Source organism: Nostoc sp. (assembly GCF_036917535.1).
Lineage (GTDB): Bacteria > Cyanobacteriota > Cyanobacteriia > Cyanobacteriales > Nostocaceae > Nostoc.
Map to the genome: position 1 here is coordinate 175,259 of NZ_JBALDA010000091.1, position 20,321 is coordinate 195,579.

The 20,321-nt window shown below is 42.2% G+C and carries 18 protein-coding genes, 1 tRNA gene and 2 pseudogenes; 11 read left to right on the forward strand and 10 right to left on the reverse strand.

Features of this window, described 5'->3' with window-relative positions:
* Window positions 1-306: 306 nt before the first annotated feature.
* The 3 genes from V7K56_RS30595 to V7K56_RS30605 form a co-directional block, all read right to left on the reverse strand.
* On the reverse strand, window positions 307-735 hold the full coding sequence (locus V7K56_RS30595) for a hypothetical protein (protein ID WP_334916804.1): 429 nt from the start codon (window positions 733-735) through the stop codon (window positions 307-309).
* Window positions 732-1,586, reverse strand: a complete 855-nt coding sequence (locus tag V7K56_RS30600) for an FAD-binding domain-containing protein (RefSeq protein ID WP_334916806.1) — start codon at window positions 1,584-1,586, stop codon at window positions 732-734. Before V7K56_RS30600 ends, V7K56_RS30595 begins: the two co-directional genes overlap by 4 nt.
* Before the next feature lie 173 nt (window positions 1,587-1,759).
* Window positions 1,760-2,335 carry a TIGR04376 family protein gene (locus V7K56_RS30605; RefSeq protein ID WP_334916808.1) on the reverse strand — a complete coding sequence of 192 codons (576 nt, stop codon included), beginning with the start codon at window positions 2,333-2,335 and terminating at the stop codon, window positions 1,760-1,762.
* A 175-nt stretch (window positions 2,336-2,510) separates the two neighbouring features.
* Here V7K56_RS30605 and V7K56_RS30610 point away from each other — a divergent pair, with 175 nt between their 5' ends.
* The 3 genes and pseudogenes from V7K56_RS30610 to V7K56_RS30620 form a co-directional block, all read left to right on the forward strand.
* On the forward strand, window positions 2,511-4,019 hold the full coding sequence (locus tag V7K56_RS30610; protein ID WP_334916810.1) for a DUF3131 domain-containing protein: 1,509 nt from the start codon (window positions 2,511-2,513) through the stop codon (window positions 4,017-4,019).
* 474 nt (window positions 4,020-4,493) lie between these two features.
* Window positions 4,494-4,628 (forward strand): circadian clock KaiB family protein, encoded by a 135-nt coding sequence (locus V7K56_RS30615; protein ID WP_334916853.1) that lies wholly within the window; start codon window positions 4,494-4,496, stop codon window positions 4,626-4,628.
* A gap of 426 nt (window positions 4,629-5,054) precedes the next feature.
* Window positions 5,055-5,273: pseudogene (locus V7K56_RS30620) on the forward strand (histidine kinase dimerization/phospho-acceptor domain-containing protein); the annotation flags it as partial.
* Between the two features lie 561 nt (window positions 5,274-5,834).
* Here V7K56_RS30620 and V7K56_RS30625 read toward each other — a convergent pair.
* Complete coding sequence (locus V7K56_RS30625; protein ID WP_334916812.1) at window positions 5,835-7,175, reverse strand: M10 family metallopeptidase; 1,341 nt, start codon at window positions 7,173-7,175, stop codon at window positions 5,835-5,837.
* 499 nt (window positions 7,176-7,674) lie between these two features.
* On the opposite strand from V7K56_RS30625, the gene V7K56_RS30630 reads away from it, so the two are divergent.
* Window positions 7,675-9,321, forward strand: coding sequence for a metallophosphoesterase (locus V7K56_RS30630; RefSeq protein WP_334916814.1), 1,647 nt, complete (start codon window positions 7,675-7,677; stop codon window positions 9,319-9,321).
* On the opposite strand, the gene V7K56_RS30635 is transcribed toward V7K56_RS30630, so the two are convergent.
* Window positions 9,249-9,671 (reverse strand): hypothetical protein, encoded by a 423-nt coding sequence (locus V7K56_RS30635; protein ID WP_334916816.1) that lies wholly within the window; start codon window positions 9,669-9,671, stop codon window positions 9,249-9,251. The genes V7K56_RS30630 and V7K56_RS30635 overlap by 73 nt on opposite strands.
* Before the next feature lie 402 nt (window positions 9,672-10,073).
* On the opposite strand from V7K56_RS30635, the gene V7K56_RS30640 reads away from it, so the two are divergent.
* Complete coding sequence (locus V7K56_RS30640; protein ID WP_334916818.1) at window positions 10,074-10,757, forward strand: hypothetical protein; 684 nt, start codon at window positions 10,074-10,076, stop codon at window positions 10,755-10,757.
* Window positions 10,758-10,848: 91 nt separating this feature from the next.
* Here V7K56_RS30640 and V7K56_RS30645 read toward each other — a convergent pair whose 3' ends face one another.
* Window positions 10,849-12,543: a type IV secretory system conjugative DNA transfer family protein gene (locus tag V7K56_RS30645; RefSeq protein WP_334916820.1), complete on the reverse strand. Its 1,695-nt coding sequence runs from the start codon at window positions 12,541-12,543 to the stop codon at window positions 10,849-10,851.
* Window positions 12,544-13,093: 550 nt separating this feature from the next.
* Here V7K56_RS30645 and V7K56_RS30650 point away from each other — a divergent pair.
* On the forward strand, window positions 13,094-13,399 hold the full coding sequence (locus V7K56_RS30650) for a BrnT family toxin (RefSeq protein WP_334916822.1): 306 nt from the start codon (window positions 13,094-13,096) through the stop codon (window positions 13,397-13,399).
* Window positions 13,347-13,739, forward strand: a complete 393-nt coding sequence (locus tag V7K56_RS30655) for a helix-turn-helix domain-containing protein (protein WP_334916824.1) — start codon at window positions 13,347-13,349, stop codon at window positions 13,737-13,739. Before V7K56_RS30650 ends, V7K56_RS30655 begins: the two co-directional genes overlap by 53 nt.
* 334 nt (window positions 13,740-14,073) lie before the next feature.
* On the opposite strand, the gene V7K56_RS30660 is transcribed toward V7K56_RS30655, so the two are convergent.
* Window positions 14,074-15,006: a serine hydrolase gene (locus V7K56_RS30660; protein WP_334916826.1), complete on the reverse strand. Its 933-nt coding sequence runs from the start codon at window positions 15,004-15,006 to the stop codon at window positions 14,074-14,076.
* A gap of 9 nt (window positions 15,007-15,015) precedes the next feature.
* On the opposite strand from V7K56_RS30660, the gene V7K56_RS30665 reads away from it, so the two are divergent.
* The 3 genes from V7K56_RS30665 to V7K56_RS30675 all read left to right on the forward strand — a co-directional run bounded on the left by V7K56_RS30665 (window position 15,016) and on the right by V7K56_RS30675 (window position 18,196).
* On the forward strand, window positions 15,016-15,720 hold the full coding sequence (locus V7K56_RS30665; protein ID WP_334916828.1) for a C40 family peptidase: 705 nt from the start codon (window positions 15,016-15,018) through the stop codon (window positions 15,718-15,720).
* Window positions 15,721-15,734: 14 nt separating this feature from the next.
* Complete coding sequence (locus tag V7K56_RS30670) at window positions 15,735-16,748, forward strand: glycosyltransferase family 2 protein (protein ID WP_334916830.1); 1,014 nt, start codon at window positions 15,735-15,737, stop codon at window positions 16,746-16,748.
* Between the two features lie 194 nt (window positions 16,749-16,942).
* Window positions 16,943-18,196, forward strand: coding sequence for an MFS transporter (locus tag V7K56_RS30675; RefSeq protein ID WP_334916832.1), 1,254 nt, complete (start codon window positions 16,943-16,945; stop codon window positions 18,194-18,196).
* Window positions 18,197-18,234: 38 nt separating this feature from the next.
* On the opposite strand, the gene V7K56_RS30680 is transcribed toward V7K56_RS30675, so the two are convergent.
* Window positions 18,235-18,308 (reverse strand) — tRNA-Arg (locus V7K56_RS30680).
* A 34-nt stretch (window positions 18,309-18,342) separates the two neighbouring features.
* Between V7K56_RS30680 and moaC the strand changes: the two genes are divergently transcribed.
* A complete protein-coding gene (gene moaC, locus V7K56_RS30685) occupies window positions 18,343-18,852 on the forward strand; it encodes a cyclic pyranopterin monophosphate synthase MoaC (RefSeq protein WP_334916834.1) in 510 nt (169 codons plus the stop codon).
* Between the two features lie 90 nt (window positions 18,853-18,942).
* On the opposite strand, the gene V7K56_RS30690 is transcribed toward moaC, so the two are convergent.
* Window positions 18,943-19,065 (reverse strand): hypothetical protein, encoded by a 123-nt coding sequence (locus V7K56_RS30690; protein ID WP_334916836.1) that lies wholly within the window; start codon window positions 19,063-19,065, stop codon window positions 18,943-18,945.
* Window positions 19,066-19,081: 16 nt separating this feature from the next.
* A pseudogene (locus V7K56_RS30695) lies at window positions 19,082-20,173 on the reverse strand (TonB-dependent siderophore receptor); the annotation flags it as partial.
* Window positions 20,174-20,321 lie beyond the last annotated feature (148 nt).

Below are 20,321 nucleotides of genomic sequence, written 5' to 3' on the forward strand. Positions count from 1 at the left end.
CATGTATAAGAAACATTTAAGTATTTCCTAGAAATATATAACCAATTGCTGCAATTGCTTAATACTTTGCAACAATTGTTTCTTCATGTATAAGAAAGGTTTAAGTATTTCCCAAAAATATATAACTAATTGCTGCAATTGCTTAATATTTTGCAACAATTTCCGACTTGAAGCAACTGCCGTCGGCTCTGCCGACTTGAAGCAAGTGGCGTGAGGGTTAGGGTGAGGTAAAACTGACGTGAAAAACCAAGTAAGTAAGCTATTTCAGACTTGTATGTACACCGTAGCCCAAATTGGGAGAGGGATTTAGGGTGAGGGCTTTTGATAAACATAATTTTGAGCCACTTTCCAATAGCGCGAGAATCGTTTCAAGTCAATATAGCCGTCATATTCAAAAAATGGTTCTACCTCTAACACTTCTACTGCTATAGAACGCTCCATTTGATTACAGATATCATCAAACCGGGGACTGGGACTATTGGCTGTGACAACTAAATTGGCATCATGTTCTTGAGCAAAAGTTAAAATTTCTTGTGCCACATTGCCACAGCGGATAACAACGGGTAACTCTAGCAAACATTCGTAGATAAAAGTCAGACGTTTAAGACTCAATTGCCATTCCTCTATCAACGCCTCGTCCCAAACCCAGATAGCTGGGGCATCAGGGTATTTTTGCAATGTGGGATTATTTGGACTGAGACAATCTCCATGTACCCAAACAATTGGTTTATTCATTTTTTACCTTTCTTTCCACGTTGCCAACTTTGGCTATTAGCTTGTTTGCTAAATTCGCCTTTGGGAAAAAGCCGCTGTTCTAATTCTTCATAGCTGCCTTCAAAATCACAATGACCGTAAAGGGGACATTTCTGGCAATAAATGCCTTCGGTATAGCGTTCTAAGTTTTCACGGTTGAAAAAATACGGTTTCTGACTAAAAGTGCTAGCAACCCACTGCCATGACATATTATTGCTAGCAGGATCTCCATCTAAAAGATGTTCGAGAAACCATTTGGCTCCTGCTTGCCAACGAATATGCCGCCAATGGACAATATAAGCCGCTAGCCACATTCGTGCGTGGTTATGTAAATAACCAGTTTCTCTCAAATCACGACTGAAACTGTCAATGCAAACTCTGCCTGTAGTTCCTTCTCTAATATCTTGTGGCAATTCGGGTGCATATTCGCTCACAGTGTAACCAGTTTTGTACTCTTCCTGGTCTTTCCAGATTTCATTCCCTAATTTCATATACAACCGTTGCCAATAGTCGCGCCAACCTAACTCGTTAATTAGTTTCGTAGCATCCTCTTGTTGCTGTACCTGGTCAAGGACGTAATCTCGAATTTCTCGCAAACTTAAAACGCCATAGCGGATATAAGGCGAAAGTCGCGTGACTGCACCTGTAAAGAAATTACGTGTTTGAGCGTAGCGAACTGGGTCGATTTTTTGCAACGCTTTTTGTGCTGCTTTGCGTCCCCCTAGAGTTTCGCTGATGTGGTCATCGCGTTTTGTGGCACTTGGGAATTGTTCGCGCAGGTAGGAAACCAACTCATCGCGGTTGGTAAATTGGCGTTGCATATCTTTAGTCATGTGAACTTTGAAGAGTAAGAATAGATCAACAAAAATACCTGTAGGTTAAGTCATTCATTATCGCGAATAAATATAAGCGATCGCTCTCACCCTGATGAGAGAACTTTTTCATGGTACGCTAACACCCTCAAAGTCTTAAAGGTTTTGATGTTGACATCAATGCACATCTGTGATCACTTCTGCATATTCCGTTTCATTTGTTCTAACTCATCCTGAGTTTCCCAGCTACGGAACTTCTCTTCTAAGTCATCAAAACCACTAGAATAATTGCTAGTCTGATTTGACCAGCCAATGGTTTCAAAATGCTGCTGGGTTTGCGCTTTAGCACGCGCTGTCTGTGCTTCGGCGGCTTTAGCTTGCACCTCCTGTCGCCGTTGCTGAATTTTTTTCATTAGTTCCTGAGATTGGTTAATGCGTTCTTTGAGTCCTTGCATGTGTCCCCAGCGCTGATTTCCTTCGCGCAACAGGGCTGCTTCTCGCTCAAGAGCCGCCGCTGCCAAATCCTCTCTATTGGCGTTTTTGGCTTTTTGAATACGGATATGCCAACGCTGAATTTCTTGAGCAGTGGAGAGAATTTCTTCTTGCGATCGCTTCTCTTGTAATTTTAAATCTGCGATCAGCTTTAATGTGTCTTCTTCTTGCTCACGCAGCTGTTCTAGCAGCGCCTCTAACTCCAAATGTGGATTGTTACGCAAGAATTCTTCTAAACGGTTTTCTAGAAACCGACTCAAATCATCAAATAATCCCACTGCTAGAACTCCAGAGATCGGGTGCGTGACTACTTTATTGTAGTGGGCGGAATTAAATTTTAATAGTTCCCATCAAGTGAACTTCTGGGTGTTAGTTAGATTTCAAAATTGGGAAGAATGTATTTGGTGAAAATACGCAAATAACACTGACTAACAATATAAGGCTTTAATCAGTATGAGTTCTGATTTTCAACCACCACCTAAGAGCTTGTCCATACTGGCTTCTGTAGGAGGAGTGCTTACTGCTGCGATCGCGATCGCTATTTTAAATGTTTGGTCTAAGCAACTTTCCCAGACTTCTATAAAAAAACCTGAAATATCATCAACATCCCTAACTGCTTCACAACCACAAAAAACCCAACCTCCTATCTCTGGTGCAAATGAAGCTGAAATAGTTGCCAGCCTTGATGCTAAATCCGTAGTTTTGCCAGGTCAACCCATTCCTAAGAACCAACTAACAGTAGCCATCATTCCCTATACTGCTCCTGGAGTTGGAAAACTGACCCCAGAAGAAATGACAACGGCCCGTCAGGCTTGGTCATACTTCCAGCGCAACTGGAACGATGAAACTGGCTTGATTAATTCCGTTGATGGCTTTGCCTCTATAAGTATGTGGGATCAGACAGCGGCGATCGCAGCCTTAGTCAGTGCTAAAGAACTCAATATTGTGCCTGCGGCTGAATTTGCAGCCAAAATGAGCAAAATGTTGAATACATTAGCATCAATGCCTTTGTACAAAGGAGAGCTACCTAACAAAGTTTACAATGCGAAAACACTCGTACCCGTTAATTATGGTCAACTAGAAAAACGGGAAGAAATTGGTTGGTCAGCCATTGATTTGGGAAGAATGGCAATCTGGTTGAAGATTGTCGAGGCAAAGTATCCAGAAATGCGATCGCAAACAGCAGCAGTTTGGAAACACTGGCAAGTCAAGCGTCTAACCACAAATGGCCAAATGTACGGTACTGCCGTTATCAAAGGCAAAGAACAATACAATCAAGAAGGTCGCTTGGGCTATGAGAACTATGCTGCTTATGGTTTGAAGCTTTGGGGCTTGGATGTTAACAAAGCCTTAGATTATCAGTCTCATACTGCCTTTGTCAATCTTTACGGACAGGGAATTCCTTACGACAAACGGGACTATAAAAACTCTGGAGCCAATAACTACGTTCTTAGCGAACCCTATATCTTAGATGGTATCGAAACGGGGTTTCAAGCTTTGCCTAAAACTTATGCCGATCGGATTTTAGCTGCTCAAGCAGCGCGTTATGAAGCCACAAAACAATTAACCGCCGTCACCGAAGACAACTTAGATCGCCCGCCATACTTTGTTTACAGTAGCCTATTTGTCAACGGAGAACCTTGGGCAACCATCGCAGATACCAGAGAACAGTACAACAATTTGCGATTCCTCAGTGCCAAAGCTGCGATCGGCTGGCATGTACTTTATAACACTGCTTATACCCGCCAGTTATTTGATTTCGTTCAAGCCAACCTTAAGTCTGACAAAGGCTGGTACAACGGCTTTTATGAGTCTCTGCATCAGCCAAATAAAACTCTCACCGCCAACAATAATGGTGTAATTCTAGAGAGTTTACTGTACAAGCAAGTTGGGCAGCCACTTACTGTTTGGGCAGGAGTCAGGAGTCAGAAGTTAACTCAGAAGACTATAAAAACACCGTAAGTTATGTCATGTCCGTATAATTATAGCCGTAGTCACATAGGTTAGGACATAATGACAAGCGTAAAAGCTAGGAATAGTAATAGTTTTACCTCCTGCCTGCTGCTATAGTTATGATTACCACAGTCATTACACCCCACACTCCAGATGCTCGACTTGGTAAAGATCCCAGATGATTAGGAAACGCTATAAAACCTGCGTACGCCGAAATAACAAATGGGTACGCCGAAATAACAAATGGGTACGCCGAAATAACAAATGAGTATGCTGAAATAACAAATGAGTACGCCGAAATAACAAATGGGTACGCCGAAATAACAAATGAGTATGCCGAAATAACAAATGGGTACGCCGAAATAACAAATGGGTACGCCGAAATAACAAATGAGTATGCCGAAATAACAAATGAGTATGCCGAAATAACAAATGAGTATGCCGAAATAACACTGAGATTGGAGAACTGGCAAGACGTGAAATATACAGGGTAACAATGCAGAGGATCAAGTTTTCGCCATCCCAACACTCCTGAAGCGACATCCCCTTCCCTTACGCCGATTAATCGGAGATTTATCAGACACGAGTAAGTTACGCAGTTGCTTGGGGCTTTTCTGATTAGAGGCAGGTTCTTAAGAAGGTTTCTAACTTTGGAGGGTAGCATAAATGAGTGGTCTCCATCAAAAGTGATATATAGCTCTATATAGTTGTCCTTTGAGATGCTCCTCAGATCCAAACCACATCGGCTGCAACAACCCGCGATCGCCACTACATTTCTCACGGCACTCCATGATGAAGGATTAAGGTGAAGTTTATGCAGTGCTGGCACTGTCCTATGACATTAGCGATCGCAAGCGCGTCGAAGATGATTGCCAGCAAGCAAAAGCAGCTTTGCGTGAAAGTAGAACGCAGTTTTGCATCCTCGGTGAAGCCCTACCAATGATCGTTAGTCTGGCGCAGCCTGACGGACAGATCGAGTTGAAAAAACAGAGTAATGATTTGTGCCGAAGGCTGTTTCTCGATCTCCTGGCTCGTCAAGCCGCCGATTTAATTGAGCAACGACAAGCAAAAGCAGAACGCGATCGCTTGCTCCAACAGACTCAATCGGCACGAGAAGAAGCAGAACGAGCCAATCGCATCAAAGATGAGTTTTTGGCGGTGCTGTCTCATGAGTTGCGATCGCCCCTCAACCCGATTCTGGGCTGGGCAAAACTATTGCAAGGCGGCAAACTAGACACGGCAAAAACCGAGCAGGCATTGCAAGTGGGATATCAACAGCATGTGAGTAAACCCGTCGCGCCAGAAGAATTAGTCAGGATGATTTGTGCTTTGCTGACTGGATAAAAGCCGATTCACGATGCATTTCTCGTTCCAACGTCAATTCTCAGGGTAAGCGCATCTTAAAAATCATTGACAAAAAGATAAATTTGTGATTTTTTTGCACTGTAAGCATTTGCCGCTAAATCAACCAGAGTTTATACCAATTCAAAATTCAAAATTCAAAATTAAGAATTTAGACAGGACAAGGTTTTGGAGATGTGTATCTGTCGCATTCTTTTTTTTAATTGGTATTACATCTCGGATTGTTAAGATGCGACAGGACAATTGTTACCTTAACTTCACAATAATCCTATATTGCAATAGTCTCAAAGAACGGAAATGTGTAGAATTCACAAAATATTATTCATGTCAATAGCATTTGAGATGCGCTTGCCCTGATTAATCTGGGAGGATAATCCAACTCCAAATTAAGACATAGGTGCAGGGTGAGCAATGTCCACCCTACTTGAGCTTTTTTATAATGTCTACCTGCAATTAATCCCTCTAGACAATGTTGATGTCAAGGCTAGGGACAAAACTAGAGTTTAGCTGTATCGATGCAAATTGGGTTCCATCAAAGTACAAAGATCCTGTATTCCTCTCAAACAAGAACTTATTGTAATCACCTACCCCAATACCGAACCCACTAGCAGAAACCTGAATCTTATCCACATCACTGAAAGCGAAGTCTGTGATGGTATCAATCCCCTCGGATAGAGAGTTAAAGACAAAGGTATCAGCACCTGCACCACCAGTGAGGCTATCATTGCCAAAACCTCCAACTAGGGTGTCCATGCCACCATTTCCAGTTAGAACATTATTAGCACTGTTGCCGCTAAGTGTGTCATTACCCGAACCGCCGTTAGCGTTTTCAATCAGCGATCTGACATCACCGTTGTATTGAAGCGCGTTAAACACCTGAGCACGGGCATAATGACCGTCGCCAAGATAGGCGCGTTGGAAGTTGCCGCCCACATCGAGGTCAGACCAACCGCCTGCTGTCAGGTTGATCGCTAGATTAGTGGTATAGTTAGAGAAGTCGTAGGTATCAATCCCGTCACCATCCCAGATCGTGCGGAAAATGCGGTTATCACCAGGTGTTCCTTGTCCGATACTATCGACGAACATCTCCCCAGTGGTGGTTGAGAAGGTGTAAGTCGTGTTCTTAGAGTTGTAGCCAAACCATGCACCGTACATCTGCTGGATCGCTGCGATATCGTACATCATTAGTGACTGTGCATATCCCCAGGTTTCGTTCGACACGCTGGTGTCCGGTGCCCCCACATACGATCGGTAGGTCATGATTGAAAACTCCATCGAGTCGCGAGCGGAGTTCATGGCGACATTGCTAACACCGCCAGTCTGATTACCGTGCTTCAGACCTAGTGCATGACCAAACTCATGACCGAAGATGTAGTAGGCATAGTTACCGACGACCGGGTTGTTGTAAAGGGTTGTGTTAAACCAAGCATCGCCTGCTTGGACAGTGTTTGCAGGTAAATCGGCGTAGGCTGTGTCTGTTGATATTATCCCGAGGACGTCTGACATTGCTATGCGAATAGTTGCATCGCGATCGCTAGCACCAGTCAGTTCTAATGGACTGAGATTAGAGATATTGTAGTACTCTCCTTCTCTCCCTATCCATCTTAGCGCAACAGCTCGCTGGGTTGCGTTTAGCGTTTGGAAGCTAACTGCATGAATCGCACGGTCTCGATAATCAGACTCATAGTCATCGATGCTGTCAGTGAAGCTAAAGCTTACTGAGGGAGATGCCCACTTTACTCCAATCAATAAACCATCAATGTTATTATCGCCAGTTGCTGTTACGGTCGTTGTTTCTGCCATTTTCTAATTCCCAATCACTTCAAAAGTTTTTAGCAAAAGCTGATTGACTAGCTTCTAGAAATACTCATGTCAGATTGGGCACATTTCTGCAATTGGAGGAAATAATAACAAAACGTTACTTTATTGAGCCACAAGGGTCAAGGAATAAACTCCACTTTATCAGTGAGGTTTGGCTAAATAGTATAAAAATAAACATATTAATCATAGTAGGAGCTACAACCTCCGTATCCTCTTTGCACTATGTAAGCAGAGTTGAATAATATCTGGAAGTTAGAGCTGTAATAGCAGATAGTGATGGTAAGCGAGTTGACTTAATATCAGATGATTATAGGGCTTTGACGTTAAGATAAAATGCGTTCAGTCGGTGAATACCCAAAAAAATTTGGTATGTAGACTTATGCTCAGACGTTTACGCAGCCGTAAAATTTCCTCAGTAGCTATACTTGCGCTTGTTATATGCTTTACTCTGGTAAGTGTGCGTTCATTTGGGCAAACAATTATGACATCAGTACCCCAACTGCTCACCGATCCCTTTTTGCAATTGCCAACTGAAACTTCAGTACGAGTAGTTTGGTTTACTGAATTTGCTGGTGTTAATCACACAGTAAACTACGGAGAAAATCTCAAACAAACTGCTAAGGCAAGTACTACTAAACTCAGTCGCACACGTGAAGACCAACAATCAAGAGTTGCAAACCAAACCAAAGACAGACAAGTTTATCAAAAACCTGTCCAACGGGACATTTGGCGACATGAGGCTGAGGTAACTGGGTTAACTCCTGGTGTGCGGATTAACTATCGTGTCACGAGTGTGCGAAAAGACGGCGAGAGTATTGATAGTGATGTTTTTAGTCTTGCAGCTACTCCCAAATCAGATACACCACTGAAAATTCTACTTACCTCAGATCATCAATTAAAGCCGATGACAGCAGCAAATCTGCAAAAAGTGGTCGAAACAGTGGGACGGGTTGATGGCGTGTGGTTTGCTGGTGATTTGGTCAATGTTAGCGATCGCGCCTCAGAATGGTTTGATAATAATATTGGTGGTGCGTTGTTTCCCGGTTTACAAGGTCGTGCTAAATATGAAATGACGCACGATGGTGTTAAGACAACCTACACTGGTGGACAAATAATTCAACATGCACCGATGTTTACTTGCATTGGCAATCATGAGGTGATGGGGCGCTTTGCCAGGACGGGAAGTTTAAATGATGAATTTGATGATACAATTCCCCGTGTGGTTGCTCAAAAAATCTACCCAAATAAATCTTTAATTGATAATTCTTTTAATACTGATACCTATGAAGAGATTTTCTCTTTACCAAAAAGTAAAGAGGGTGGAAAAAGGTATTATGCAGTCAGTTTTGGTGATGTACGTTTGGTGGTACTGTACATTACGAGTATGTGGCGGACTCCCAGTTTAACTGGAAAGCGTAAGGGTAGATATCTAGAAGCAGAAAAGGATTTAAATAATCCTGAAAATTGGGGCTATGGACAAGTTATTTATGAGCCAATTGCTAAAGGCAGCAAGCAGTACAATTGGCTAGAAGCAGAACTTAACAGCCGTGAGTTTCAACAAGCAAAATACAAAGTTGTGATGTTTCATCATCCGCCCCACACTCTGGGTGATAACATAGTTCCTGCTTATACAGAACCAGTTCAAATAATTGAACGTGATGGTAATAATATCAAAGCAGTGCGTTATGAGTACCCCAAAGATGCAGATTATATTATTCGCGATGTTGTTCCTTTATTAGAAGCGGCTAATGTGCAATTGGTATTCTACGGACATTCTCATTTGTGGAATCGCTTTGTTAGTTCCAGTGGAATGCATTTTCTAGAAACATCTAATGTAGGCAATACTTACGGTGCTGCTTGGGGTGACAGAAAGCGAGAAGTACCAATTGGATATCAAGAGGATTATGTTAAGCTTGGCGATCCCAACGGGTTAGAACCGATAGTGCCAACAATTGCCCCCTTGCTGGGTGAAAATGGAAAGCCGATGCCTTATATTGCGAGTAATGATATTACAGTTTTCAGTATTTTTGATACGGGGGCAGGTACGATAAGTAGTTATCGTTTTGATACTCGTAAGCCTGATTCAGAAGTATTGAAGTTTGACGAATTTAAGTTGAATTCCCAATGAGTTACTGACGAGAATATGAAAGCGTAAGGATCAGAGAAGAACCAGCATAAAATTAAACATGAAAAAGCCAAGCTAGCATTTAAGAAACCATCAACGACTTCTCCCACCCGCAACCCGTGCCGATACAGAAGCAAAACCAGCGTCGCATCCCGGTGCGCGTGTCTGCCGCCATGTTTTTTAATGGCTTTCATCATCGCGTCTATTTCTGAGGGTAATAAATATTCCCGCGATCGCACACCCTTATATCTGCGCTGATTTGGCGACTTGCGTCTGGATACAGCAGGCTGAGTTTTTTCCGTTTTACCAACTTTTGCTGATTGGGTATCGGGTGAGGTATCCAGGGCAGACATGCTGTGAAACTCGACGGAACAAAGGTTAGCTATGCCGCCAGTATGCCAGATTGTTCTTGTTTTATCAGTTTTCGGTTATTTGTTGGGATTTTTAAATTGGGCAAAGATTCCAGCTTTCCAGAGCACAATAACCATTCTTGAATCGGCGATCAGACCATCTTGACGGAAATTACGAACATCTCCAACTTTTATTATATCATTAAAGCTAGCTGGATTGCTCTCACTGGCGATACACCACCCGCTACGAATGAAAGAAACACTCGAAATCGAAAAATCTCGTATTGATCAGGGTTTCGGCTCGTGTTTCTTTAAAGAGGGTTAAGACACTTTTCCGTTAAGAAGTTGCTGAAATTTAAATCTCATTTGTCTCAGTAAAAAATCTAAGTATTCGAGGAATCTTTTATGCTATTAGAACTTCTAGCAGTTAAGGGTTTTCCAATTGCCATTAAGTTTATTACACCTCATTTAGCAAGTTGGTGTCATAGCTATGGTATTGCCGGAGCAATGAAGTTAACTTATGCAACAAGTGTTGGTATTGGAGGGGGTTTATGGATAGAAGAGAAGGTTAAGGCATTGAAGGATGGTATTAAAGCAGTAGAAAAAAAAGACATAAATGGTATATGGAATGCGATTGATCAGTTAAAAGACATTCCTAATATTGGAGATGTTTCTTCACTTTCTAAATCAGTTGAAAACTACATTGCGGGAAAAGGTGATTTAAAAGAAGTTCTCAATGGTTTTGAAGAGTTATATGATGGTGTAAGAGGTTTACAGAAGAATCTGAAATCTCCTGAGCAAATTTCTGTAGAAAATGTTGAATTTACAAACTCAAGTCTTGAAAACCTAAATAATCATCAATCTAATAAAATTAATCTTGATAAGAAAAATGAAATCTTTGACCAACTGAAACCAAAACAACCTGAAATTAATCAGAAAGAAATTAGTATTGCACAATTGGATAAAGGTATCAAGCATGAAAGTGAGTTACTGCTAGAAGATAACTTGAAATTTGATTCAGACAAGTTAATCTTAGACGATGACACTGCTTTGTTTGATCGAGAGCTACAATGTGATTATTCCTTATAAACTGAAGCTAAACTGTTCGTCATCTAGTTTTAGATGGCAATCAAAGGCAACCAACAGTTTCAGGTACTAAATTATCAAATTTAAATGCGCGTCAGCTTATCACCAAACTACCAGACGATTCAACAGGCGCACTTAAACCTTGTTCATATAAGTAAGAGGCTTCAAGCTCGAAGACAAATCCTCCATACTGACTAATACCAAATCCCCCAACAGAATTGTCTGTCGAAATTATAGGGCGAAGCATGAGTTGATCAGGGGAAACATTTGGTTTTAACAACTGGGTTCGACTCAAAGTATCAGTTTGAGAGTAGTTTATTGATCTGCTTTCAGATCTTGTTTCAGTTTCCGATTCAACCTCCACAGAGCCAAATAATTTTGATGCCCATTCTGCATCCTCTCCAAAGCAACGACAATACAGTTGTGTTTGGCAGTTACTGATCATTCCCTCTGTCACATCCTTGCCATAAATGGAATTCAGTAAGGCACGGCTTTGTGCAACCATAACTATGGCTCCTCCAAATTTTCGAGAGAAATTTAGCAGGTTTGACAAAGAAGGTAGCATAGGAAGTATTTGAAGCTCATCTAAGAAAAGATAAGTTTGGCAATTACCAGATTTTTGTTCTTCAATTTCAAGAGCTTCCTTAGAGAGGAGAGATTCAGCAACAGCTTGCATAAACATTCCACTCACCACTTTCATACTTTCATGGCGATCAAAAGGGTAAGAGAGCACTAAAGTTGTCCTCCAATTCCTAGACCATTCTCTAACTGAGAAGACCTCTGATTGCTTATCCATCATTTCAGCCACACCACGAATTTCAAAAACTGCTTGGCGTAGTACAGCACGAGCAGAGCCAGCCATTTCTGAGTTACCTAAAAAATACCCTTTTGCTAGCTGCCCTGTGTTTGTTGCTTCCAATGCTGCTTTGAGCAATTCAGGCTCCGAAGCAACTTCGCAAATGTCACTCAACCCCCAATTACTTTCTCCTCTCTCTTTCGCAAGATATGCAAGAATAGCAGCTATCGTATGACGAATTGCAGCATTATAAAACGGAGCTTCAGACAGATTGCCCGAACTATTTACAATCCCTGCACTCAACTGACGAGCAGCATCTTCACTAAGACAGTCTTTCGATATATCCCACCGCGCACCTCCCTGCACGGCAAAAGGATTGAAAAGAATTGGATTGAGTCCGGCATTCTTGAGAGAGGGATAAAGCGTATTACCAAAATCGTGAACTAAGGCTCTAACTTTATGTTGTTCTTTAAATCTTTGAGCAACACTATTCAGTAGTAAAGAGAGAATCAATGTTTTTCCTGAACCGCTCTGCCCCATTAAAAAAAGATGTCTACTGAGCAAACTGGCAGGGCATCTCAAACCTGCAATATTTATAAAATAATTGTTTTCTTGCTCTATTTTGCTGAACTTATTATCCACATCTCTATAATACATAAGCGGTGTTCCACTTAAAATATGTCTATTAAATGGATCAAGGTGTATAGACTCCTCTGAGCTAAATCTAGTAAGAGGAGAAAATTTAAAGCCCAGCAAACTAAGCACCAAACTAAGTATAGACAATCCAATAATAATTGGCAAAAAAACTTCAATTAATGCAACGCTCAAAGGAATGATTATAAGAAGTGTTACTGCTAGAAGAATACAAGAATAACCTTTACTTTGTTTAGAGGGCTGAGTTTTACTACTTCTCTTTTTCTCATGATATTTAGGAAGCTGTTTTGAGCTTTTTTCAAGCCAATCCTTATAGGACAGAAACTGTGCTCTACTCATACTTTTTGCCGCGTCCGAGTAATAGTTGGTTATTATGGAAGCTATCCAAATGTTTAATAAATTGACAATTTTTCATTTATTATCAACTTTCATCACATTTATCGAAGAAAGGCATAAGTGAACCCACGCTAAAAAACGTGAGGTTGAAATAAGGATACCATATCTCGTCGCGCAGCGCCTCTCGAAATACATTTTCTTCCTTAATAGGCTTTATGCTCATAACTAAAGTTTTAATTGATATTTATTACCGTTGGACTTCTGCCGTTGACTCTCTGCCGTTGTTTGTAAATTTTATAGTTGGCTTATCGTTTTGGCTCGTGACTGATGCAACATCCTACGTTCGAGCTAAAACGTTGACCTAATGCCTCAAAGTATTAATTTTTTCATGCTTATGAGCGGAATCACCAACCTTGAGTGTTTTCCCAACAATGGGTCAAAAGTTGATATATGCCTTTAAATATTTAGCGTTGCTGAATCAAGATATGAATGTATTGTGTCCTGCTTTCATTTACAGTGGACAGTTGACAAGACTACTGGTATTCCGTACATTATGCAGGATGAGGGTAATTTTGAATGGGACAGGGACAAGGCAGTTGCCAATTGGCAAAAGCATGGTGTTTCATTTGAAGAAGCTGTTGGAGCGTTCCGTGACCCTTTTGCCATTGAGATCATTGACGACCGTGTGGATTATGGTGAAGAACGGATTAACCTGATAGCCATTTATAATGGGGTAATACTTCACGTAACCTACACTGAACGCAGTGACCGTATCCGGTTAATATCGGCACGAAGGGCAACAAAATATGAGAGAAACGAGTACTATCGCCAGAATGCACAAGGACGGGACGGTGGTTGAAGTTTTACCGGACGGCAGCGAACAACCCATTTCCAGCCCACCCATGCGTCCGATGACGGAAGAAGAAATTGTCGCTGCGGCATTCAGTGACCCCGATGCTATTCCCCTGACGGAAGATCAGCTAAAAACTGCCCGTCGTGTCCCTCGTGTCAAAACGATGCGCCGCGCCTTGCAACTGACCCAAGAGGAATTTGCAGCGCGTTATCATATTCCGCTTAGTACTTTGCGTGATTGGGAGCAAGGACGCAGCGAACCTGACCAAACAGCACAGGCATATCTTAAGGCTATTGCGGGTAATCCTGAAGCTGTTTATCAGGCATTGCAGTTCATGCCACAATAATTTCAAGAGAAAGATTTTGCGAGGCATCGTAAAAGGACTGACAGGCACATAACCAACATAAACTGTGTGTGCGATGTGAAAAATAACAGCAAAAGTGCGGGTACAGCCGACAAGATACCCTAGAAATATTTCAGATACTCAACGGGTTTAAAAGTAAACTGCATTGGTATATGGCGTATCATGGTATCTTACGGGTCGCGCTCCCATTGGCCAGTCATGACATCGAGCTTCACCTAGCAGGTTGAGGCAGACGGCGTTGAACCAACAATTCCCTATAGGAGCGCACAGCTAGCTATGTGCGCCTAACCTATGGTTTATTTCTAAAAATTTTGGATTATAGACTGCTAATCGCTTCGGCAACTCGTCTAGAAATAAAGGGCAAAATATCCCGATTCTTAGCTTGGGCTTTACCTTCAGTAAATACCACTAAAAGATAAGGACGCTGTTCTGGTAACTCAATATACGCAGCATCATGGCGAACTTGACTTGTCCAACCTGCTTTTGACCAAATTTGAGCATTTTCAGGCAGTCCATCCCCTAAAAAACCTGTCACCTGATTTTCCTCGGTGTCAGTGGTCAAATCGTTGAGAGGACGTTTCAGTAAAGCTATCATTGCTTGCGATCGCGCACTTGAAACCGCCACCCCACCTACAATACTATGCAGTAATCTGGCGATCGCATTTGTGGTCAACATATTACGATTTTCTAGTAACTCTCCCACAAACGCCCGTTCCCGTCCATAAGGGCCATCACCCCAAGTTTTTTGACAGACATTAATTGTCTCCAATTCTTCCCAACCCAAAGATTGGTAATAACGGTTAATAATATTACGCTGATATTTCCAGGTTTCAAAGGGGCCGATTGGTAATTCTGGCCCTGATGTGGTGCCACTCAAAATATCCACAACATAGCTGGTAGCATCATTACTAGAATCGACAATCATATCCTGCAAAGCTCGCTCCAACTCCTTGGAGGTTTGACTCATGCCTTTTTCTAGCCATTCATTTACTGCTACCAAGTAAAATAGCTTGACTATACTGGCAGGATAAATCCGCTCAACACCACGATAAGTGAAACCACGAACTGGGTGATCCCAAAAAGCGTTGGGAGTCAGTGCCCCACCAGTATTTACTCGCACTGGTGGATCGTAAATAACCCAAGTCAGAGCAATTTGGTTACGTGCTAAATTCCCAAATGCTGCCCAAGTTGCATCTAAAATGCCTAACCCAAGATTTTCGAGTTGTTCGTCTTTATTAAAAAAAATCATTCTCTGATAATGTCCTTTAATCTAAAATCCAAAATCCAAAATCTAAAATCAGGGGAATATCAGTGTTTAGCTGATCTGAATTTATATGATTCTCCTGAATGTACGCGTTTAGCAACTCAAGCTGCATCTGGGAGACATTTGTGGGTAACATCAAATCATCAAAATTTAGCGGTTGAGGTGTATTTATGTGAAGATAACTATCCAGGATGGGTATCTGTTTCAGATTTTGATTCATTACAATCTGCTACTGTACCTTATCAGGCTGCAACATTTTCTGAATCGAAGATTAAAAAACTTCTAGCAGATATTATCGCTTTTACCCAAAAAGCGATGCAACAATCAAATTATTATCTTTGGGGTGGTACGGTTGGGCCAAATTATGACTGTTCTGGGTTAATGCAGGCGGCGTTTGCTTCGGTGGGTATTTGGCTACCTAGAGATGCCTATCAACAGGAAGGATTCACTCAACCAATTACAATTACAGAATTAGTAGCCGGAGATCTGGTATTTTTTGGAACTAGCCAAAAAGCCACCCATGTCGGGCTTTATTTGGCGGATGGTTATTATATCCATAGTTCTGGCAAAGAGCAGGGACGGAATGGGATCGGAATTGATATTCTCTCGGAACAGGGAGATGGAGTTAGTCAGTCGTACTATCAGCAGCTGCGAGGGGCTGGTAGAGTTATCAAGAGTTACGAACCACAGAAACGCTGAGGGCGCTGAGGCTTATGAGGAGTGGGTTGGTTTATCAAGGGGTGAAAGGAGAAAATGGGGCGATTTGTGCAATTGTCCCAGATGTTTCAGTAGTAATACCAATACATGATGAGGTGGAGAGTTTGCCGCTTTTACTAGAAGCGATCGCCTCTACTTTATCCTCTAGTCAGATAAATTATGAAATCATTTGTGTAGATGATGGTTCTACAGATGGTTCTGGGGAATTTCTCAAAAAAGAAGCGCAAATCCGCACTGATTTAAAGGCGGTGATTTTGCGTCGCAACTACGGACAAACTGCGGCGATGGCTGCTGGATTTTATTATGCAGTCGGTAAAAAGATCGTCACTTTAGATGCCGATCTCCAGAACGATCCGGCTGATATCCCCATGTTATTAGCAAAGCTGGATGAGGGTTACGATTTGGTGAGTGGTTGGCGGCAAAAACGCCAAGATGGTGCTGTAAATCGGTTACTTCCTTCCAAAATTGCTAATTGGCTAATTCGCCGTACCACTAGCGTGAATATTCATGACTATGGCTGTTCGCTGAAAGCGTATCGTGCAGAACTTTTGGCAGATATGAACCTCTATGGAGAATTACACCGATTTTTACCTGCTTTGGCGTACATCGAAGGAGCTAGAATTACTGAAATACCTGTACGTCATCACGCCCGCCGCTTTGGTCGTAGTAAATATGGAATTTGGCGGACATTCCGAGTATTGATGGATTTGTTAACCATTCTGTTTATGAAAAAATTCCTCACCCGTCCAATGCACGTTTTTGGGCTGTTGGGCTTGATTTCAATGTTTTTGGGCACTGCGATCGGATGTTACCTAACTTTCGTCAAATTAGTTTTAGGTGAGATGATTGGCAATCGCCCTTTGCTGATTTTAGCAGTTCTCTTGTTAGTAACAGGAGTGCAGTTATTTTGCTTCGGTCTTTTAGCAGAATTACTCATGCGTACATACCATGAATCCCAAGGAAGGCCTATCTATCGCGTGCGAGAAGTAATAGCAAAAAATGTTAAGTAGCGTAACAATAGTCATTAGTCATTAGTCATTGGTCACTTGTACTGAGCGCAGCCGAAGTATTGGTCATTAGTTATTGGTAACTGACAAAAGACAAATGACAAAGCGCAAAGTCGGAGCGGAGGTTTCCTCCGATCAGAACTTTGTAAGAGAGGACAAATGACTAATGACAAAAAACCAATTACATTGCATCTACCTTGAAAGCATTTAATACCTTTGACGCTCAACTGCGGCGCAACCTGCTGATTTTATTTACAGCAGGTTTATTATTCTGGTCGAGCCTGTCTTCGCTCTTGCCAACTCTACCGCTTTACATCAATGATATAGGTGCAAGCAAGCAAGAAATTGGGATTGTCATGGGCAGTTTCGCTATTGGCTTATTGCTATCTCGCCCGATGGTGGGAAGATTAGCCGATGAACGTGGTCGCAAAATTGTCTTATTGCTTGGTACGCTCGTAGCTGCGATCGCACCCTTTGGTTACTTTGCAACCCGATCTATTGGGCTGTTGATCCTAGTGCGGATTTTTCACGGCATTAGTATTGCTGCTTTTGGCACTGGCTACAGTGCCTTAGTCACAGATTTAGCACCCGCCAAGACTCGTGGTGAAATCATTGGGTACATGAGCCTCGCAACTCCTATTGGTTTAGCAATTGGCCCTGCCTTGGGAGGGTATTTAGTAGCTACAAGTGGTTACGGAATATTATTTCTGTTGTCTGCGGAATTGGGTTTTGTCGCCCTCTTGGGGATTGTACAAGTTACGAGTCCGCCAGTGCAAAGGCAGGAGCAAACTCAAAAAGAGGATCGCAAATTTTGGCAAATTTTCGCTAGTCCACAGGTGAGAGTTCCAACTATAGTTATGTTGCTGGTTGGTTTGTCCCTTGGTGCTGTACATACTTTTGTGGCATTGTTCCTCAAATCCACTGACGTGGACTTCAATGGCGGACTGTTTTTTACAGCTGCGGCATTTTCTAGTTTTAATATCAGGATATTTGTTGGTAAGGCAAGCGATCGCTTCGGGCGTGGTTTGTTTATTACCTTTAGTATTTTTTGCTACGTTTTGGCGTTAATACTGCTGTGGCAGGCTAACAGCGCAATTGTTTTCTTGCTGGCTGCGATCGCTGAAGGTGCTGGTAGTGGTACACTGTTCTCGATGATGATTACCATGATGGCAGACCGTTCACTGCCGCAAGAACGGGGGAAGATTTTTGCTATATGTGTAGCTGGACTCGATCTCGGAGTTGCGATCGCTGCTCCTCTTTTGGGTATTATCGCTGAACAAGTAGGCTACCGCGATATGTTTGGCTACGGTGCAGTGATTACTTTTCTTGCACTTATCCTCTTCCTAACGCGTTCGAGCAAAAACTTATCCAACTCACTGCGCTTTGCATTAGGTCTAGCTTCAGATGCCTACGCCTTGAAAAACTTAAAAGTTAGGAGTGATGAAATTTAACTCTTCACTCCTAACTTTCAACTCTTAACTTTTAAAAACGGGCGAGGAGGGATTCGAACCCCCGACACCGTGGTCCGTAGCCACGTGCTCTAGTCCACTGAGCTACACGCCCTCACCGACAATGTATTTTAACACCTTCTAACCAAATGGCGCAAGATAATTTTCCATCTAATTTTGCCAACTTAACCCATCTAGATCCCCAAGGACAGGCACAAATGGTGGATGTGTCTGATAAAGCACCCACGATTCGCCAAGCAGTAGCAGCGGCCAATGTGCGAATGTTGCCAGCCACCTTCGCTGCCATTCAAGCCGGAAATGTCCCAAAAGGTGATGTGTTGGCAACTGCAAGATTGGCTGGAATTATGGCAGCCAAGCAAACAGCCACTTTAATTCCTCTGTGTCATCCGTTGCCTTTGCAAAAAATCGCAGTCGAAATCGTACCCGATCCCCAACTACCCGGTTATCAAATTCAAGCCACAGTCAAAACCAAAGCTGAAACTGGTGTAGAGATGGAAGCCTTAACTGCCGTTTCTGTCACTGCTCTGACTTTATACGATATGGCAAAAGCTTTAGAAAAGTCGATTCAAATTGAATCAATTCGTTTAATAAGTAAGAGTGGCGGGAAATCAGGAGATTATTCCTCGCCAGAGCAATAGGCTGCGCCGCTCTGCCTTTGTGCTGCGACAACCTGAAGAAGCGTCTACGTTAAAAAAATTGACCAAAACAGTGCCTGGAATTTATCTGCTTCAAACTACAGGTGTCTGCACTTCTGTATCCACAGACCGATGTAGCGGTGCAAAGTAAATACTCGGTTTCGGAGTGTTTTGGCGTTCATTGCAGTTGTCCTGTACTTCTGTTGAAAGCTTCATCTCTCATCCGTCTACCTCAAAACTCCCAAGAAATCGTTCCTTGAACTGTAAACGGTGCAGCCGGATAGGCTGAACCGAAAAAAGCAGTCTCGAAATATCTGGTACTAAATAAGTTTTTGAAATTAACAGATGCTCTCAAGCGATCCTTTTTGTAGAAAAGTGCCGCATCAGTCCGTACAAAACCAGGTACAGTGAAAGAGTTATCTAGATCTCCATAAGCTCTGCTGTTTGCAAAAATGCCTCCACCAAAACCAAACCCTTCTAAAGGACCTGTTTGAAATGTATAAGTTGTCCACAATGAACCAGTATGTTGGGGTGTATTAGCTAAAGTATTTCCGACTGGATAGCTATTGTCTTTAGTGACTTCTGCATTTATATAACCGTAGGAGGCAATAATTTTCCAACAAGGTAGGATTTCTCCAGCCACATCCAACTCAATTCCACGAGCGCGTTGTTCGCCGACCTGAATTTCAAAGTTAGCGGGATCGCTGGGATCGGCAGTTACAACATTGGTTTTGGTAATTGTGTAGAAAGTTAGGGTAGAAGAGAGGCGATCGTTGAAAAAGTCTCTTTTGATGCCGGCTTCGTAGCCAGTTCCCCGTTCAGGCACAAAAGCATTGTTGTTCTTATCGCTACCAGCTATAGGAACAAACGAGCGACTATAATTGGCAAATAGTGAAATTTCTTTCGTCAGTTGATAAACAATTCCCACACGCGGTGAAAACGCATCGCTATCTGTCTTTGTGGTTGAGGCATTGAGGAAATCTTGTGTTGTGGAATGATAAGTGTCAAACCTGCCGCCTACGAGGAGTTTGAGATTATCAAACACACTCATCTGATCTTGCAGGTAAATTCCAAAAGAGGTGCTATTGATTGCATTATCACGAGTTGGTTGATATGGACCAAAAGAAAAGTTGTAGACCGGATTAAAAATATTAATCGACTGATCGGGTCCTGCCTCGTTCTGCTGCCACTGAGACTCTTTACCAAGCTCCAGACCAAACAAAAGTGTATGCTTGAGGAAGCCAGTATTAAATTTAGCCGTTAAGTCATTCTGTAGATAGTAAGTTTCACGATACAGACTTAGGGGAGTATTAAATAGAACTAAGGTTCCGTCGTCACTAGCACCTAATCCCTGAAGGACGAAACGATTAAATGTATATAATAGACTTGTCGCTTAATAAGGTAAAGTAACGATTGGCGATTGGAATGAGACAGAAAAATGCTAAACGTCAATCAGGTGATGAAAAAAGACC

Coding starts and splice junctions, on each gene's coding strand:
- V7K56_RS30635 (WP_334916816.1), bottom strand. CDS start 9,671: ATGTCTGCCCTGGATACCTCACCCGATACCCAATCAGCAAAAGTTGGT.
- V7K56_RS30600 (WP_334916806.1), bottom strand. CDS start 1,586: ATGACTAAAGATATGCAACGCCAATTTACCAACCGCGATGAGTTGGTT.
- V7K56_RS30670 (WP_334916830.1), top strand. CDS start 15,735: ATGAGGAGTGGGTTGGTTTATCAAGGGGTGAAAGGAGAAAATGGGGCG.
- V7K56_RS30690 (WP_334916836.1), bottom strand. CDS start 19,065: ATGAAGCTTTCAACAGAAGTACAGGACAACTGCAATGAACGCCAAAAC.
- V7K56_RS30625 (WP_334916812.1), bottom strand. CDS start 7,175: ATGGCAGAAACAACGACCGTAACAGCAACTGGCGATAATAACATTGAT.
- V7K56_RS30640 (WP_334916818.1), top strand. CDS start 10,074: ATGCTATTAGAACTTCTAGCAGTTAAGGGTTTTCCAATTGCCATTAAG.
- V7K56_RS30645 (WP_334916820.1), bottom strand. CDS start 12,543: ATGAGTAGAGCACAGTTTCTGTCCTATAAGGATTGGCTTGAAAAAAGC.
- V7K56_RS30650 (WP_334916822.1), top strand. CDS start 13,094: ATGCAGGATGAGGGTAATTTTGAATGGGACAGGGACAAGGCAGTTGCC.
- V7K56_RS30630 (WP_334916814.1), top strand. CDS start 7,675: ATGACATCAGTACCCCAACTGCTCACCGATCCCTTTTTGCAATTGCCA.
- V7K56_RS30610 (WP_334916810.1), top strand. CDS start 2,511: ATGAGTTCTGATTTTCAACCACCACCTAAGAGCTTGTCCATACTGGCT.
- moaC (WP_334916834.1), top strand. CDS start 18,343: ATGGCGCAAGATAATTTTCCATCTAATTTTGCCAACTTAACCCATCTA.
- V7K56_RS30665 (WP_334916828.1), top strand. CDS start 15,016: ATGTCCTTTAATCTAAAATCCAAAATCCAAAATCTAAAATCAGGGGAA.
- V7K56_RS30595 (WP_334916804.1), bottom strand. CDS start 735: ATGAATAAACCAATTGTTTGGGTACATGGAGATTGTCTCAGTCCAAAT.
- V7K56_RS30655 (WP_334916824.1), top strand. CDS start 13,347: ATGAGAGAAACGAGTACTATCGCCAGAATGCACAAGGACGGGACGGTG.
- V7K56_RS30660 (WP_334916826.1), bottom strand. CDS start 15,006: ATGATTTTTTTTAATAAAGACGAACAACTCGAAAATCTTGGGTTAGGC.